Annotated in this window: 20 protein-coding genes and 1 pseudogene; 18 read left to right on the top strand and 3 right to left on the bottom strand. The window is 69.7% G+C overall.

Annotated elements, in window-relative coordinates; all coding sequences use genetic code 11:
- Positions 1-126 precede the first annotated feature (126 nt).
- Entirely contained in the window at positions 127-1,701 is a 1,575-nt protein-coding gene (locus tag HNQ09_RS08195; RefSeq protein WP_184027790.1) for an AAA family ATPase, read from the top strand.
- Between the two features lie 54 nt (positions 1,702-1,755).
- Here the strand turns inward: HNQ09_RS08195 and HNQ09_RS08200 are convergent, their stop codons facing one another.
- On the bottom strand, positions 1,756-2,175 hold the full coding sequence (locus HNQ09_RS08200) for a hypothetical protein (RefSeq protein ID WP_184027793.1): 420 nt from the start codon (positions 2,173-2,175) through the stop codon (positions 1,756-1,758).
- An 84-nt stretch (positions 2,176-2,259) separates the two neighbouring features.
- Between HNQ09_RS08200 and HNQ09_RS08205 the strand changes: the two genes are divergently transcribed.
- The 11 genes from HNQ09_RS08205 (at position 2,260) to HNQ09_RS08255 (ending at position 11,021) form a co-directional block, all read left to right on the top strand.
- Positions 2,260-3,771, top strand: coding sequence for a vWA domain-containing protein (locus HNQ09_RS08205; protein WP_184027795.1), 1,512 nt, complete (start codon positions 2,260-2,262; stop codon positions 3,769-3,771).
- 137 nt (positions 3,772-3,908) lie between these two features.
- Positions 3,909-4,283, top strand: a complete 375-nt coding sequence (locus HNQ09_RS08210) for a hypothetical protein (RefSeq protein WP_184027797.1) — start codon at positions 3,909-3,911, stop codon at positions 4,281-4,283.
- Positions 4,280-5,476, top strand: coding sequence for a hypothetical protein (locus HNQ09_RS08215; protein ID WP_184027799.1), 1,197 nt, complete (start codon positions 4,280-4,282; stop codon positions 5,474-5,476). Before HNQ09_RS08210 ends, HNQ09_RS08215 begins: the two co-directional genes overlap by 4 nt.
- Before the next feature lie 73 nt (positions 5,477-5,549).
- Entirely contained in the window at positions 5,550-5,765 is a 216-nt protein-coding gene (locus HNQ09_RS08220; RefSeq protein WP_034360937.1) for a PRTRC system protein C, read from the top strand.
- Between the two features lie 67 nt (positions 5,766-5,832).
- Complete coding sequence (locus HNQ09_RS08225) at positions 5,833-6,807, top strand: hypothetical protein (protein WP_221269702.1); 975 nt, start codon at positions 5,833-5,835, stop codon at positions 6,805-6,807.
- Entirely contained in the window at positions 6,807-7,769 is a 963-nt protein-coding gene (locus HNQ09_RS08230; protein WP_184027803.1) for a hypothetical protein, read from the top strand. The genes HNQ09_RS08225 and HNQ09_RS08230 overlap by 1 nt, the downstream gene beginning before the upstream one ends.
- Positions 7,770-7,808: 39 nt before the next feature.
- The gene (locus HNQ09_RS08235; protein ID WP_184027805.1) at positions 7,809-8,807 is read left to right on the top strand and encodes a hypothetical protein; all 999 of its coding nucleotides are present in this window, start codon (positions 7,809-7,811) and stop codon (positions 8,805-8,807) included.
- Positions 8,804-8,992: a hypothetical protein gene (locus HNQ09_RS08240; protein WP_184027808.1), complete on the top strand. Its 189-nt coding sequence runs from the start codon at positions 8,804-8,806 to the stop codon at positions 8,990-8,992. The genes HNQ09_RS08235 and HNQ09_RS08240 overlap by 4 nt, the downstream gene beginning before the upstream one ends.
- The gene (locus HNQ09_RS08245) at positions 8,989-9,894 is read left to right on the top strand and encodes a hypothetical protein (RefSeq protein WP_184027811.1); all 906 of its coding nucleotides are present in this window, start codon (positions 8,989-8,991) and stop codon (positions 9,892-9,894) included. Before HNQ09_RS08240 ends, HNQ09_RS08245 begins: the two co-directional genes overlap by 4 nt.
- A gap of 447 nt (positions 9,895-10,341) precedes the next feature.
- A complete protein-coding gene (locus HNQ09_RS08250; protein ID WP_184027813.1) occupies positions 10,342-10,596 on the top strand; it encodes a hypothetical protein in 255 nt (84 codons plus the stop codon).
- Positions 10,593-11,021: a hypothetical protein gene (locus tag HNQ09_RS08255; RefSeq protein ID WP_184027816.1), complete on the top strand. Its 429-nt coding sequence runs from the start codon at positions 10,593-10,595 to the stop codon at positions 11,019-11,021. The genes HNQ09_RS08250 and HNQ09_RS08255 overlap by 4 nt, the downstream gene beginning before the upstream one ends.
- Positions 11,022-11,156: 135 nt before the next feature.
- Here HNQ09_RS08255 and HNQ09_RS08260 read toward each other — a convergent pair whose 3' ends face one another.
- Both HNQ09_RS08260 and HNQ09_RS08265 read right to left on the bottom strand, forming a co-directional pair.
- Positions 11,157-11,543 (bottom strand): VOC family protein, encoded by a 387-nt coding sequence (locus tag HNQ09_RS08260; RefSeq protein ID WP_184027819.1) that lies wholly within the window; start codon positions 11,541-11,543, stop codon positions 11,157-11,159.
- The gene (locus HNQ09_RS08265; RefSeq protein ID WP_184027822.1) at positions 11,540-11,839 is read right to left on the bottom strand and encodes a helix-turn-helix domain-containing protein; all 300 of its coding nucleotides are present in this window, start codon (positions 11,837-11,839) and stop codon (positions 11,540-11,542) included. The genes HNQ09_RS08260 and HNQ09_RS08265 overlap by 4 nt, the downstream gene beginning before the upstream one ends.
- Positions 11,840-11,958: 119 nt before the next feature.
- On the opposite strand from HNQ09_RS08265, the gene HNQ09_RS08270 reads away from it, so the two are divergent.
- The 6 genes and pseudogenes from HNQ09_RS08270 to HNQ09_RS18845 all read left to right on the top strand — a co-directional run bounded on the left by HNQ09_RS08270 (position 11,959) and on the right by HNQ09_RS18845 (position 14,698).
- Positions 11,959-12,660, top strand: a complete 702-nt coding sequence (locus tag HNQ09_RS08270; protein ID WP_184027825.1) for a PRTRC system protein B — start codon at positions 11,959-11,961, stop codon at positions 12,658-12,660.
- The gene (locus HNQ09_RS08275) at positions 12,657-13,511 is read left to right on the top strand and encodes a PRTRC system ThiF family protein (protein WP_184027828.1); all 855 of its coding nucleotides are present in this window, start codon (positions 12,657-12,659) and stop codon (positions 13,509-13,511) included. Before HNQ09_RS08270 ends, HNQ09_RS08275 begins: the two co-directional genes overlap by 4 nt.
- A gap of 27 nt (positions 13,512-13,538) precedes the next feature.
- Positions 13,539-13,811: a hypothetical protein gene (locus HNQ09_RS08280; protein WP_184027831.1), complete on the top strand. Its 273-nt coding sequence runs from the start codon at positions 13,539-13,541 to the stop codon at positions 13,809-13,811.
- Positions 13,812-13,966: 155 nt separating this feature from the next.
- Positions 13,967-14,149 (top strand): hypothetical protein, encoded by a 183-nt coding sequence (locus tag HNQ09_RS08285; RefSeq protein ID WP_184027834.1) that lies wholly within the window; start codon positions 13,967-13,969, stop codon positions 14,147-14,149.
- Between the two features lie 148 nt (positions 14,150-14,297).
- Positions 14,298-14,453 (top strand): annotated as a pseudogene (locus HNQ09_RS19320) (hypothetical protein); the annotation flags it as partial.
- 26 nt (positions 14,454-14,479) lie between these two features.
- Positions 14,480-14,698, top strand: a complete 219-nt coding sequence (locus tag HNQ09_RS18845; protein ID WP_246363228.1) for a hypothetical protein — start codon at positions 14,480-14,482, stop codon at positions 14,696-14,698.
- Positions 14,699-14,821: the final 123 nt, after the last annotated feature.

Raw genomic sequence — 14,821 nt, forward strand, 5'->3', positions numbered from 1 at the left:
CCATCTGGGATTTTTTCGAGGCTCCCCGCGTGAACCACAGCATCCCATTGTCCTGGGCGGACCAGGACTGTTCTGCCGGGCAGAAGTCGCCCCCTCACGGGGGCAGCGGGGGAGCGGAGGTGCCCCATGCCCAAGACCTTCTGGTCGGCCGTCAATGCCATCGCGTTCACCCACACCAAGAGCCAGTCGGTGTGGCCCAGCCTGTCCTACCACCAGGCCATCCCGCCGGGCGCACACTCACAGCACAAGGACACCACGGCGAAGAGTGTCGTCGGCTTCGGTGTGCTCACTGCCATCTGCGGGGTCCTGACCGGCGACGTCCAGGCCACGCCGGGCAACGGGCAGGACGTGCTGATCTGCTACCCCACCACTGGGAGCGGCCAGAGTGGGAACCGCTGGCTGGGCGCGACGGTGCACGGCACCCACATCACCTTCGAGGGCGGCATCGGCCGCACCGGCCCGTTCGCCCTGACGGTCGTGCTGGCGGTCCTGAAATGCCACCCCGCCCTGGTGGAAGTTGAGACGCGCTGGTGGCTCCTGGTAGGCGAACTCTCCCGCCTGCGCGGCCCGCGCACGCCCGCCCAGCCGACCTTCACCAAGGCCGACCTGCGCCAGGCGAGCAATGACTCTGACGCCACGCTGGCCATGATGGCCCTGATCGACAGCCTCTACTACAGCATGAAGGCGCTGTTCTCCGTGGGCGAGATGGACCACCTGGACGTCGAGCCCACGCAGGCCACCCTGTTCCTGCCGCCGGAGGAGTTCACCATCCTCAAGGGCACCCTGCCCACCACCGCGCCGCAGCCGAGTGCCGGGAACACGCCGCTGGACGAACTGCTGCGGGTCTCGCGCCGCGGCGGGCGGGTACTGATCACCGGTCCCACCGGCGTGATGAAGACCGAGACGGCCAAGGCCGCCGCCGTGCGGCTGGAGCGGCCGCTCTTCGTGGTCAAGGGCAGCCCGAACATGGACGACCAGGACTTCCTCGGTGGCTACCAGATGGTCGGGGGCAAACCCGAGTGGGTGGACGGCCCCTTCACCCAGGCCTTCCTGCGCGCCCAGGAAGCGCCGGTGGTGTTGCTGTTCGACGAGCTGCTGCGCTCGGACCCGATCAACCTCTCCAGCGCCGTGGGCATCCTCGACCACGTCAGCGCCCAGGAGGCGGGGCTGATGGGCGTGCCGCACCTGGAAGAAGGGCGCTACTACCTGCTGCGCCTGAAAAACGGCGAGCTGGTCTGGGCGCCGGTGAAGAACGTCCTCCTCATCGCCACGACCAACCTCGGCGACGGGTACATCCAGGCCGGGCAGAGCATCGATACCGCGCTGCTGGGGCGCTTCAACCTCCACCTGGACATGGAGTACGGCGACCCGGCCGTCACGGTGGCCCTGTACGAGCGGCTGTCCAGCGACCCCCAGCTCGCGGCCCACCTGTACAGCATCGAGGTGGAGACGCGCGCCAACCACGTCAGCCGCTCGGGGCTGCTGGAGCGCGAGGCCAATCCCCGGGTCGTGATCAGTTGGCTGGAGGCGATCCTGGCCCTGGTGGAGGACGGGTGGGAGCGGCACGAGGCGTTCCGGCGGGCGGCCGAGACGACCCTGATCCCCTTCTGCGTGCCCCGGAACGACTTCGGGCGGCTGGAGCCCGCCGCGCTGGAGGACCTGCGGCGCGTGCTGAACGAGCAGGCGCTGAAGCTGGTGTAGCAGAAGCTGGCCGCCGGAGTACTGAGGGGTGCTCCGGCGGCCAGCGGTCCCCCTTCAGGTGCTTTCCAGTTCCGGCACCTCCCAGATCGCCCTGGGTTCCAGCAGCGCGAGCAGCGTCAGCAGCCCGACCAGCCCCACCAGGCGTGTAGCCAGCGCCAGGTACAGCGGCACGCCGAAGCCCAGCACGTCCAGCACCACCGCCCCGCCCCCCACCAGGGCGGCCAGCATCGCCGGTGACCCGTGGGGCGAGGGGCGCAGATCGCGCCCGCCGCTGCGCCACACGAACACCAGGGCCAGCACCTCCAGCACCAGGGTCACCACCACCATGAACAGCGGCACGCCCGCCGTGGCCCTGACGTTGGACAGCAGGACCACCAGGTCCCCCACCGACAGGGCGACGACCCCGGCCAGTCCCACGATGCCCAGCGCGCGGTAGCCCACGTCCCCCCACGTCTCGCCTGCGAACTTCTGCATGTCCAGACGGTAGGAGCGCGCTGGTTCCGTCCGGCGGGAGTCGCGCCGCGCGGCGGCGCCGGGGAGGGTCAGAAAGGAGTCTTCATGATCGTACCCAGCGGGCCCTCCACCCTCCCCTGGCCGCATCAACCGGCCTGGCGGACGTTCGCGGGGCAACTGTTCCGCTTCTACAGCCGCAAGAGCAACTTCACAGTGCTGCTCACGAAACGCGGCGGCACGGCGGCCGTCGACCCGGAGTCGAAGGTGGTGTACCTCGATCCCAACCTGCTGCCCGTCACCGACCCCAATGTGCTCCGGCACGCCCCGGTGGACGAACATGGCACGCGGGCGCTGCTGCTCCGGGCCATCCTGGCCCACGAGGCCGGGCACGTCCAGTTCAGCGGCGACAAGCCAGCCGCGCTGCTGGGGCAGCTCTGGAACGCGCTGGAGGATGAGCGCATGGAGCGCCTGATGGCCGCCCGCTACCCCGAGCTGGTGCCTGCCTTCGACTTCTTGGGCGACACCCTCGCCGAGAAGGTCAGCCCGAAGTGGCGGTTCGACTCGCTGGAGGGTTGCCTGGCGGTGCGCTTCGAGCACGACCGCGCCGCCCCCAAGTGGGCCCCCGCCCGTCCGGACGAGTGGGCCGACGTCTGGCCGCTCATGCAGGCCGCCTGGACCGCGCCGGACAGCGACCGGGTGACCTGGATCGCGGGCTGCATCCTGGGCCTCCTGGGGCTGGATCAGGCAGACGAGCGCGACCCGTTTGGCGGCCTGGTCGGCGCGGGCGGCGCGGGCGGCGCGGGCGACCCGGACCGGCAGCAGCCGCGCGACGACGGGGACGGCGGCCGGTCTCCGGGAGGGCAGGGCAGCGGAGACCCCGGGGACCGGCCGCCCCCCGATCCGGCCCCCGACCCGGCCGACATCCTCACCGTGGGCGACGTGGAGGGTCCCGCGCGGCTGGTGGCGTCGGTGCTGCGCGAGCGCGCCCGGCCCGGACGGACCCGCCCGCACGAGACCCGCGGGAACCTGGACCTCACGCGCTACCTCGAGGGCCGCTCCAAGCTGTTCCGGCAACGCCAGGAGCCCACGCGGCCCAGCGAGCTGCACGTCACCTGGATCGTCGACCGCAGCGGCAGCATGAACGAGGAGGGCCGCATGGGCTGCGCGGTCCGGGCGCTGCACATGGGCATCCGCGCCGCGCAGATCGCGGACGTACCGGTGCGGGTGATCGCCTTCGACGACGTGGTGGAGGAACCCGTGCCGTTCGGGCTGTCCCCCGCGGCCGCGACCTCGGCCCTGCGCACGATCTTCCCGCGCGGGTACACCGAACTCGCGCCCGCGATGCGCCGGGCTTTTGAAAGTCCACGCCGGGCGGGCGAGCAGCACCTGCACATCGTGATCTGCGACGGCGGTCTGGACGCGGAGGACATGGCGGCCTGCGGACGGCTGATCGGAGATCACCGCGACGTGCGGGTCCTGCCCGTGCTGATCGGCGAGGCCGCGAACAGAAGCATCGCGCAGGCCTGGCAGGCGACCTTCGGCACGCTCCTGCTGGCCCACGACCACACCCAGCTCGCGGGCGTCATCCGCGCGCGGCTGCGCGCCCTTCGCCGCTAAGCGGGGCCCTGCCCACCTCCATGCCGGGGTGGGCGCCCACTCTCCCTGGAGGCTCGCCATGTTCCCTTCGGTTCTCGCCCAACCCTCCCTCGACGAGGACGTGCTGTGCCATCTGGCCCACGTCAACCACCGCCCCCTTGCAGTATTACGGCCTGCGCCTGCGCGGCGGGCAGTATCTCCGGCTGTGCCGCCTGATCGAAAACCGCTGTATCCCCTTCCGGGTGCTGCGTAAGGACGGACAGAACCGCCAGGTGGTGCAGGTGGTCTGGAAGGGCCAGGCGCTGCTGCTGGTCTACTCGCCGGTCCGGCAGCTCCTGCACACCGCCCTGCATCCCGAGCGCGGCCTGGCTCCCCGGGGAGGGCCGCGTGTCCCCCGGCCCCGGCGGGTCACCCGGCGTCACGCCTACGCGCAACGGGGGCGGGGCAGTCTCCTCAAGCACCCGGAGTGCGGGGACGCCTCCTTGCAGGTGTCGCGCCCGGGGGGCGCCCGGGGCAGGTGGAGGTCGAAATGAGCAACGGGATGAACGTCGGAAAGAGCAGCTTCGGAAGCTTCTTCAAGAACTGGGGGTCCGACCCGGCGCCGACCCCTGGTCCCCAGGCGGCACCGACCGCGGCGGTCCAGCCCGACCCCGTGCCGTCGCCGGTGCAGGAACCGCCGGTGGCCCCCACCGCACCAGTGCCGGACGCGCCCGCGCTGCTGGCTCCCCCCGCGGCCGTGCCCCCGCCGCCCGCACCCGCCGCGCCTCCCCCGGCCGTGACGGAACCCGTGCCCCCTGCTCCTGAGGCTCAGTCCCCCGCGCTGGAGCAGAGCGCGCCTGCGGACGAGGCAGACGACCCGGAGGGCAGCGACGAGGAAGAAGAGGAAGGGGCCGAGGAGGCCGGTGAGACCGCTCCCACCGAGGTGGAGGAAGCGGCCAGCGTGCCGGAGGCCGGGGACGCCCCCGGGTTGCCCGCCCCGACCGGAGAGGTGTTCGGACACCTCGCGAGCCTGATGAGCCCGGGCAGCGCCCTGGCCTTCACGCTGAGCCTCGGCGAGGATGGCCGCCTCACCGCCCAGGTGAGGCCCCTGAACCTGCCCGCGCTTCCGGAACTGACGCTCACCGGCACGGTGGAGGAGTTCGACACCGCCGAGCTGCTGTACGCGCTGCGCGAGTACCGCCCGGCCGTGCAGGGCGGACTGCGGGACCAGGCGCGCAGCCAGGCGAAGGCCGTGCAGACGAAGACGGCCGCGCCCGCCTCGCCGAGCCCCGCACCGGCGGCCAGCGACCGCAACAAGGGCAAGCTGAGGATCGCGGTGGATGTCCCCGGCGCTGGCTTGAAGGCGACCCTGGGCGGCCACGGCATCACGGTGAAGGTGGGGGAAAACGACCTGGCCCCGGGCCGGTACACCGTCGAGGCCAGCGCCGAGGGCTACAGGGCGGCCAAGCAGGCGGTGAAGGTCGAACGCGGGAAGACGGCCGAACTCGCCTTCACCCTGGGCGGCTCGCTGGAGGTCCAGGCGCCAGGTGGGGCGGCCGTCACGGTCCTCGATCCCGCAGGAAACCCGGTGAATCCGGCTGGACCGCTCCCGGAGGGCATGTACAAGGTCCTGGTCGAGGCCGAGCAGAAAAAACCCTTCACCTGGCACGGCACGGTGAAGGCAGGCGCGCCCACAAAGGTGACGGCGACGCTGGACGACGCGCCCCAAACGCTCTTCGGGTCGTAACAGGGGTCGGAGGGGGCCGGAAGCGCCCCCTCCACGGTCAGGGCGGGAAGTCACCTTCCCAGGAGGAACACCTATGGAAGCAAACGTCGTGGTCCGCAAGTTCGTGTACGCCGATCTCAACGGGGGGCAGCCGATGAACGACCCCAACCCTTCGGGCACGCCGGACGACGTGCGCAAGCTGCTGGCGGTGAACACCCCGTCCCTGACCAACGCCAGCATCGAGGGGCCGGAGGTGGAGGGGAACGTCCACAAGTACACCTTCCGCCGCGCGGTCGGCACGAAGGGCTGACCCTGGCCTGCCACCTGGTGCCGCCTCCTCCCCGGGGGCGGCACCCTTCACGCACCGCGAGGTGACCATGTTGCTCCACGCCGCTCCTGCCACCGTGCTCGCCGCCCTCTCCCCCGCCGTCACCGAACTGAAGCTGCGGCCCCTCGCCCTGGCGATGGCCGAGCGGGACTTCACCGGTAAGCCAGGCACCGTGCTGAACTACGTGCTCAGCGGCCTGCAAGACACCTTGCAGCATCTCCCCCACCATCTCGAAGCGGTGGTGGACACCTGCCGCACCGAGCAGGGAGAGGTGCTGCGGGTGCAGTTCCACTATCAGCCGGTGCGGACCTTTACGGCCATGCACCTGGGCGGCGCGCGCCGGGTGCTGCACAAGATCCACCGCAGTCTGCTGCCCGAACTGCTGAGCCGCGCGGCCCACGCCAGCCGTCAGGTCCTGCCCCTGTTCACGCCCGTCGAGGCGCTGGGCTTCTATGCCGAGCACCATCTCCACGGTGCGGAGAGCGACGAGGACTACGCGGACCTGATCACCGACCTCGGCATGTGGGACGCCGAGCCGCACCTTCCTGTGGAAGCGGCGCTGGATCTCGCGCGGAGGGCGGACGTCCGCCTGCCCAGCCAGGTGGAACGCCGCGTGCCCGGCTTCAAGCTGTGGCGCCCGGAATCGGTGCTGCCCGAGCTGACGCTGCCCCCCAGGGTGCAGGCCCTCGTGGCGGACTTGGAGGCGCTCGAACGGCAGGCGGAAACCCTGCCCGAGTACTCCAACGCGGAGTGCTCGGTCTCCCCCGAGGGGCTGTGGCCGTACTACCGCGAGAGCCTGCTGGTGGACCCCTTCCCGACCCGCGACCAGCAGCGACTGAGCTTCACCCGCGAGATGCACGGGGAACTCCAGTACCACGACGGTGAAGAGTACCCGCTCCGCACCTTCGTGCTTCAGGGCGAGCCCGACTTGGAGCGCCTTGACGCCTATCTCACGCAGGTTCCCGCCCTGCAAGAGAGCGTCCGAACCTGGCTGAAAGCCCTTCATGCCCTGGGAGGGAAGTGATGCGAATTCACGCCGCCCCGGCCCGGCTGCGCAGCGGGGTCCACAGCCCTTCGCTGGTGGAGTTCGGCCAGCTCTGCCTCGAGGCGGACTGCACGCCCGCGCGCGACCCGGAGCCGGACGAGACACCCCGGGCCTACGTCGAGGAGGCCCTGCTGGTCCCCCTGCGCCGCCTCAAGCTGCCCTGCCACTTCGGGGTCTTCGCCGACCAGGAAGACCTGATCGCGTACGTGAACCTGGACGACGAGAAGCACGAGACCGTCTCCCTGGCTGGGGCGGCACGGGCCTGGGGGCATCCCTTCGTGGCCGGGTTGCTGCCTCACCTGCACGCTGTGGCGAGGCCCGTCATGCCCGTGATCTCCCCTTTCGACGCCGGGGACCACCTGCTGGGCATGTACGGCAACTTCACCATGCCGGGCGAGCAGCAGGAGATCGTGGAGGGCCTGGCGGAGTGGTACGGCGTCGAGGGTGAGGACGCGGACGCCCTTCAAACGGCGCTGGAGGCTCAGGGCCGCCCGACCCCCCGCACCCTCCTGCGTGAGTTCGGCCCGTTCCTCTCGGTCCCCGCGACCCTGGAGGGGCTCGCGGCGCAGGCTGCCGGGTTGCCCGGGCGGGCGCTGGCCGTGGTGCGGCGGCTCCAGCAGGCCGAGGCTGTCGCGGCGAGGCTTCACCCCGTGTCCCCTGATGACTGGCCGGACTCCATGTCCGCCCCGTACAGCCTGGACGGCGAGGACCCGGTGGTCGTGCTGCTCACGACGACGCCAGCGGGCAGCCAGGACCTGGGCTGGGTCGAGCACGCCTTTCACAGCCTTCAGGCACAGATGAACGAGGCGGGAGCTCGCCCCCTGCACGCCTGGGACCTGCACCGGCCCGAGCAGCGCCGCGCGGCCGCCGCCTACCTGCGCCACGCCCCGGAGTTGGCACGGCACGTGCGGGCGATCCTCGCCGACCTGCGCGCCGCGTGACCAGGAGTCGCCCGCCTCCCGGCGAGCCGGAGGAAGACCATGCAGATTCATGGAGCGCGCTTCCACCTGAGCGAGCAGCCGGATGCGGCGCCGCCCGCCGGATTCGATCACCTGATCCGGGCGGGCGTACCCCTGGCCTCCCCTCCCCTGCCGGACGACCATCCCAGCGTCTGGGCGTTCCGCGAGGTGCTGACGCCACTCCTCGCACCCCTGGACGAACTGGACTGCGCGTGCCGGGTCTACGAGGTGACCCGGCGCACGCGCGCCCTGGCCGTGGGGTTCGTGCGCCACACCCAGGGCATGAACATCCCTCACATCGATCACCTGCCCGCGCTGTACGGAGGGTTGCCGGAGGGGACGCTCGGCAGCGTGCTGTCCCACCTGTGCGAGGGGGCGGCGGGGGTCTATCCGGTCTTCACCCCACAGTTCGCGCTGGAGTACACCTTCCCCGAGATCGACGTCACCACCACCTCGGGACGCGAGAAGGGACTGTGGCAGCTCGCCGAGGAATACGGCATCGAGGCCGACGACCTGCCCGCCCTGGAAGCGGCCCTGGCCAAGGAGGGCACGACCACGCCGACCGTCATGGCCGAGGCGCTGGCGCCCTACCTGACCGAGGCCCCGTTCGAGTTGGAACATCTCGCGCGCCTGGCCGCCGGGCACCCCCACCTGCGCCGGGTGGTTCGCGCCCTGACGGCCCTGCACGAGGCCTCGCGGCAGGTGCCGACCCCCGAGTGGGACGATTGGAAGGCCGGGGAGGACGGCCCCTTCTACAGCGCCACGGTGAGTGGGTTCGCCGCCGCGCTGTTCGTCTCCGCGCCGGGGCAGCCCGGGCAGCGCCACGTACCCTGCCAGGTCGAACACGCCCTGGACGACCTGGGCGACCGGGGCATGAACACCGAGTTCGCGCCGCACTGGGCAGTGTATCTGGGTGACCCCGCCGCCGCCCGTCGGCTGCTGGACTACGTGGCCGTCGCGCCGCGCATGCAACGCGCCGCGCAGGCGGTCCTCAGAGAACTCGCACGGAGGCCGTCATGAACAAACAGGAGCTGATCAAGTGGCTGCGGACCGCACCCCAGGACCCCCAGGACGCGGGGGCGAAGATTCTAGAGGGGGAACGCTCGCCCGAGCACCGCACCCTCGCCCAGACAGTCGCCGGGCTGAAGCACGTCGGCCCGGCGCTGCACACCCCACACCCCGACGAAGCGGAACTTCTGCCGTGAACATCCACGGGGCGAGGTCCCACCAGCGCAGCCACACGATTCACGAGCACGCGGGCGTGTTCGAGCAGCTCGCCCGGTATGGGCTGCTGCCCGGACGGCCCCAACCGGGCGAGACGTTGCCGGTATTCGCCGGGCGGGCCCTTGAGGACGGCTTGCGGGCCCGTTTCCCGGAGTCCGCCGTCCCCACACTGCGCCTGGAGGTCGCGGGCCACCACCTCCACCACCACTCGGCTACGCTGGAGGTGAGTTACGAGCCGGTGATCGAGTCCCGCGGCCTCTCGGCGGAGTTCCTGGACGCCACCGACCCGCTGTGGTTGCAAACGGTCATGGCCTACCTCAGCACCGCCAGCTCGCAGGGCCTGTCCGTGTGGACCCCTTACGACGCCTGGCATTACTACACCCGGGAGTGGGGCGACTTCGAAAGCTTCCGGCGCCACTGCGCGGTAGAGCAGCAGGTCCCGGAAAAGGAGCTGACCGACCGGGACGTACAGGACTGGGCCGCGGCCTTTGAGATGCTCGATCCCTGGACGGTGGCGCGGCTGTTTCGCCTCGACCCGGGGCGTAAGCTGCTCTCCCTCCCCGCCCTGGAGCGCCAGGCCGCCACACCGCTGCACCGCCGTATCGCCGAGCAGCTCGCAGCGCTGGTACACCTCGATTGGCGCCTCCCGGCCGGGCACACTTCGCAAAAGCAACCCTGCCCCCACGTGATCGTCTTTTACGACGGGGACGACGGACTGTGTCTGGAACTGGCCGCCGAGGTCCTGGATATGCTCGACACCGGTCCAGCTCTGCGGGTGAACGTGGACCCGGGAGGGCTGAGGGTCTTCAACACCTACGCCAGGAACGCCCAGACGCTGTTCCGCCGCACCGAGGCGCTGCTCGACCTGCTCCAGGAACTCTAACGCCGGGCAGCTCTTCCACCGGGTGTCGCCGCTGACGCGGCAGGAGGAAGGCATGCCGACCCTTCTTCGGGAAGAAGACGCGGCTCGGCGTCACCTCACCAGCTCCCAGGACGGCTTTGAAGCCTGCATCCTCTAGCAAAATGACCGACTCCACGGTTATCGACGTGCCAGGGGGTAGAAAAGCCTAAATTTCGATGAACCACTCCTCAAATCGAAGCCACCCTGCGAAGTACCGACTGGCAGGCCCTCGCCGAGCAGAAGGCGGCGCTCGTCGACCTGCGCGCGACCCTCAACGAGGAGGGGGACCGCTACGGCAAGCTCAGCGGCCTGATTCACTTCCTTGAGGCTCTGTTAGACAGCGCTGAGGCCGATGGGTTCCCCGTTGTCTTCCTGACCGATCCCGACGAGGGCGACGATGAAAGTTGACCAGAGCGTGAAGGAGATCCAGTGAGAGGAAAGCACGCCTACAAGTTCCACGTCAGCGGCGCCCTCACGGTCAGCGCCGACGTCACCGTGATCGCCGCGAGCCAAGAGGAGGCTGAGGCCTGGGTCCGCAAGCAGCTCGACCTGCGCGCCTCGAACCTCACCAACGAGTTGCAGGAATCCGCCGTGGAACAGGTTCGCAAGGAGATGGGAAGTGACGAGTTCGAGGTCGAGCTGACGGAGGTCCGCGAACCCACCGAGGACGACGAGGAGGCGTGAGCAGCGGCGCCTTCCTTTCCCTTGGTGGCATGGCCCCGCTTTTTGGGCGATCTCTCCCCGTCATCGCCAGAGGCGCGTTCGCTGTCCGGGCGCACCTCGCTCCCGCTCAGCCCATCCCTCTCCAGGCCGTGGAACGCCAGGCGGTTACGTCCCTGCAACAACGTATCGCCGAGCGGCTCACGGAACTGTTGCGACTCGACTGGCGCATTCCCGCCGGTAACACATCGCAGAAGCAACTCTGTCCCCACGTCATCGTCTTTCACAACGGCGACGAGGGCCTGTGCCTGGAACTGGCCGCCGAGTTCCTGGAGATACTCGACACCGGCCCAACCCTGCGGGTTGACGTGGACCCCGGGGGGCTTATGGTCTTCAACACCTACGCCAGCACGCCCAAGCCCTCTTCCACCACACTGAGACGCTGCTAGACCTGCTTCAGGAACTGTAAGCCGGGGACGGGCGGCCCTCCGCACAGCCTCGCACGAGCGCGCCATGCGTACGAGCGGTCGCCTCCGAGGCCTCGGGGAGAAGCTCGACCAGCCACTGCCAGCCCCGCCCGTCACTCAGTGCATTTGAGCGATCTGAATGAGATTCCCGCATGTATCGTCGAACACCGCCGTCGTGACCGGGCCCATCGCCACGGGCGGCTGCGTGAAGCGCACGCCCGCCCGCTGCAACCGGTCATACTCTGCCTGCACGTCTTCGACACGGAACGAGGTGTAGGGGATGCCGTCCTCCACCAGCGCCGTCTTGAACGGCCCCACCGCAGGATGCTGGTCGGGTTCCAGCAGCAGCTCGACGCCGTTCGCGTCGCCGGGAGACACGACCGTGAGCCACCGGTAGGCCCCGGCGGGGACATCGGTCTTCTTCTCGAAATCGAGCGTGCCGGTATAGAAGCTCAACGCCTTTTCCTGGTCGTCTACGAACACACTGGTCACCACGATCTTCATGTCTCTCCTTCTTGCCGTGTGGACCGACTCGGGCTGAGCCAACGCTCCACGATGGCGCCCAGCGGCGTCGTGTCGAGGTGGTGGTACTTGTAGCGGCCCTCCCGCCTGGTCGTGAGGAGCCCGACCGCCTCAAGCAGGCCAAGGTGTTGGGACACCGCCTGCCGGGTCAGCGCGAGGTCGTAATGCATGGAGAGCCGGGCGCAGAGTTCGAAGAGCGTCTGGCCGTCCCGTTCGCGGAGGGCGTCGAGGATCGCGCGCCGGGCAGGGGCGGCCAGCGCTTCGTACAGGTCAGCCACACATTCAGCATAGGCAAGTAGCTGCTTGCCTGTCAAGGTGGGCAGGGGTGGACGGGACGCCCTCTGCCCTCGGTCGTCGCGCCCCGGCCGGGGCGCCAGGGTGAAGTCAGGAGGGTTCTATGCAAGTGGACATCCAGATCGACGCCGGACGCGACTACCAGCCCCACGCCGCCATCCTGGTCTACCGCGACGCGCAGTCCGGCCAGACCATCGCCGAGTTCCACCCCGCCTACCGCCGGGGCCAGGAGTTCCACGTCGCGGAGGCCCACCCGCTGACCTCCGGCGACGTGAAGGAGCTGCTCGACAGCCTCGGCGCCACCGCGCTCCAGTTCGTCCCACAGCACGCCGTGGCGGTCAGCGCCCTCGCCGTCGCCTGGTGGACCCCGGCGCAGAACCGGGCCATGTTCTTCCTCAGCCACACCGACAAGGCCGTGAACGAGCTGAGCGGGCGGGTCTTCCCGCAGCCTCCCCTGCTGTTCATCGCGCGGCGGGGCAGCCTGACCGTGTACGCCCTCGCCGAGAACACCCGCCCGGGCGCGGACACCCCATTGATGTGCGCGCCCTACTTCAACATCTTCCAGGGGCACGGCGTGTGCCGGGGCACCACCCCGTACCCCGAACACGTGGAGGCCAGCCGCACCGACGAGTGGGAGCGTGCCTTTTTCGGCTCGAACTTCACCCACAACGCCGCGGGCACCCGCAAAATCACCGCTTTCGGCGGCAGCCACGCTGAACTGTGGCTCGCCACCGAGCACGCGGGCGCCTTCGACCCGGCCTGGCTGGTCCCCGCGGGCCGCACCCTGGGGGAGGCTCTGCTATGACCCGCCGCTACCTGCGGCCCCTCAAGCGCCCCATGACCGTCGCCGTGGTCGGCTGCGGCGGCACCGGCAGCCACATCCTCAGCGGCCTGACCCACCTGCACCACGCCGTCCAGGCGCTGGGCGGCCAGGGCCTCACCGTCGTCGCCTACGATCCCGACACCGTGGAGGCCCACAACGTCGTGCGCCAGCGCTTCTACCCGGGCGACGTGGGGCAGCACAAGTGCGAGGTGCTGATCAGCCGCATCAACCGCGCCCACGGCCTGCACTGGCGCGCGGTGCCCAAAACCTTTGCGGAGGGACCAGGCATCCCGAACTTCGATCTGGTGATCGGGTGCGTGGACTCGCGCCGGGGCCGGGCGGAGATCCGGAGCATGATCACCAGCGGCCCCTGCGCCCGGACCCGCTTCTGGCTGGACATCGGCAACGCCCGCTTCCCGGACGGGCGTTTCGGCGGGCAGGTGGTTCTCGGCGAGCCCAGCAACCTGCGCAACTGGCGTTCCCGGCGCACCGGGCGGCTCCCCATCGCCAGCGAGCTGTACCCGGAGTTGGTGGGCACCCGCCTCGCAGAGGACGAGCAGCCCTCGTGCAGTGCCCTGGAGAGCCTGAAGCGCCAGGACCTGTTCCTGAACGCCCTGCTCGCCCAGCACGCGCTGAACATCCTCTGGCGGGTGATTCTCGACCGCAAGCTGGACGTGACCGGCGTGTTCCTGGACGCCAGCTCGCACATCGTCAATCCGGTGTATGCCGAGCTGCCCCAGCAGCGGGAGGCAGCGGACGAACACCGTTCCCCCGGCTTCTTGGAGGACCCGGGGGTGCGGTCGCCCGGCACCCATGCTCAGTCAGCCAAGTGAGCGTTCAGCTTTTGGAAAGGGAGACCGATGACAGGAACCGACGTTGGTAAAGTGCTCACCCGTACCGATTGGGCGTTACTGGGCCAGCAAAAGCTCCAACTCGTCCTCGTGATCGACGACCTGGAGAGGCGATGCGACGCAGCCGTGACGTACGGAAGAACCGAGGAGAAAGCAGTGTTGTCCAGCCAGTTGGAAGCGCTCAGCGGCATTCTCCACTGGATCGATGCTCTTCAAGATGCCGCTCAGGCCGAGGGATATCCCACCGTGTTCCTGCTTGATGTCGAGGAGGACAGGTGTTGAACCTCGCAACCTGAACGCAGGCTCAGAAGACCTGCGTCAGGAAGGACTCACGGAGTCGGCGCGCGAGTTCACACTGAGCTGCAAGCTGCTGGCTCGCGCTATGAGTGGTCAGTCGGCTGCCCGACAAGGCGGCTGGCAGGTACACTGGAGGAACCATGACCCGGCTGCCCGAACCCTTGCCCGCCACTGCACGCCCCCACCTCACGGAGGAGCGGCAGGCCGAGGTTTACCGCCACGTCGCCAGCAGCTTACAACTGGAGGGGCTGGACACCACCCCCGAACAACTCGCCCGGCTTGCCGGGCGGGAGGACGAAGGCCGTGGGTCACACCGGGAGTGACGGACGGCCCTTCACCCCGCAGGAACAGGAGCGCCTGCTGGAGGCGCTCCTTTCCTTGACCCGGCAGGTGGCCGCCTCACCGCCATCCATGTTGAGTGAGGCGGAGTTGCAGGCCTGGCACGCCACCCTCTGTGCCGGCATCGAAGCGATGCAGCCCGGTCGCTACCGCCAGGCGGAATTCACCTTCGGCTCGTTCCTCGGCACGGCCCCGCGCGTGATCCCCCACGAGATGACTGCCCTTCTGGAACAGTACCGGGAGGGGCTCCCAGGCCTGGAGGAGCGGCAGCAGGCGGGGGAAGACCTCGCTCAGGCCGTGCTCCACCACGCGACGTGGCTGCACGCCGAACTGATTCGAATTCACCCTACTGGGACGGGAACGGGCGGCTCGCCCGGCTGGTGCAGGCCTGGCTCTGCTGGCGCTTCGACCAGCCTGTGCCGATCTACACCAACCGGGCGCGCTACCTGGCCGCCCTCAGCCGTTACCACCACACCAGGGACCTCACCCTCCTGCTCCAACTGAGTCAGGAAAGCCAGACACGTCCAGGTTGACCGACACAGCGGGGCGGAGCTGCCTCCCTTGCTCCTGGCATCGGTCGGACCCAAGACCTCTCCCCTCCCCCGAGGGGTGCAGGCGTCGCGCCCCTCTGTGGGCCGCTGGAGTGGGGTGAAGGT

The organism is Deinococcus budaensis (assembly GCF_014201885.1).
In the GTDB taxonomy this organism is placed as follows: domain Bacteria; phylum Deinococcota; class Deinococci; order Deinococcales; family Deinococcaceae; genus Deinococcus; species Deinococcus budaensis.

Coding starts and splice junctions, on each gene's coding strand:
- HNQ09_RS08195 (WP_184027790.1), top strand. CDS start 127: ATGCCCAAGACCTTCTGGTCGGCCGTCAATGCCATCGCGTTCACCCAC.
- HNQ09_RS08200 (WP_184027793.1), bottom strand. CDS start 2,175: ATGCAGAAGTTCGCAGGCGAGACGTGGGGGGACGTGGGCTACCGCGCG.
- HNQ09_RS08205 (WP_184027795.1), top strand. CDS start 2,260: ATGATCGTACCCAGCGGGCCCTCCACCCTCCCCTGGCCGCATCAACCG.
- HNQ09_RS08215 (WP_184027799.1), top strand. CDS start 4,280: ATGAGCAACGGGATGAACGTCGGAAAGAGCAGCTTCGGAAGCTTCTTC.
- HNQ09_RS08220 (WP_034360937.1), top strand. CDS start 5,550: ATGGAAGCAAACGTCGTGGTCCGCAAGTTCGTGTACGCCGATCTCAAC.
- HNQ09_RS08225 (WP_221269702.1), top strand. CDS start 5,833: ATGTTGCTCCACGCCGCTCCTGCCACCGTGCTCGCCGCCCTCTCCCCC.
- HNQ09_RS08230 (WP_184027803.1), top strand. CDS start 6,807: ATGCGAATTCACGCCGCCCCGGCCCGGCTGCGCAGCGGGGTCCACAGC.
- HNQ09_RS08235 (WP_184027805.1), top strand. CDS start 7,809: ATGCAGATTCATGGAGCGCGCTTCCACCTGAGCGAGCAGCCGGATGCG.
- HNQ09_RS08240 (WP_184027808.1), top strand. CDS start 8,804: ATGAACAAACAGGAGCTGATCAAGTGGCTGCGGACCGCACCCCAGGAC.
- HNQ09_RS08260 (WP_184027819.1), bottom strand. CDS start 11,543: ATGAAGATCGTGGTGACCAGTGTGTTCGTAGACGACCAGGAAAAGGCG.
- HNQ09_RS08270 (WP_184027825.1), top strand. CDS start 11,959: ATGCAAGTGGACATCCAGATCGACGCCGGACGCGACTACCAGCCCCAC.
- HNQ09_RS08275 (WP_184027828.1), top strand. CDS start 12,657: ATGACCCGCCGCTACCTGCGGCCCCTCAAGCGCCCCATGACCGTCGCC.
- HNQ09_RS08280 (WP_184027831.1), top strand. CDS start 13,539: ATGACAGGAACCGACGTTGGTAAAGTGCTCACCCGTACCGATTGGGCG.
- HNQ09_RS08285 (WP_184027834.1), top strand. CDS start 13,967: ATGACCCGGCTGCCCGAACCCTTGCCCGCCACTGCACGCCCCCACCTC.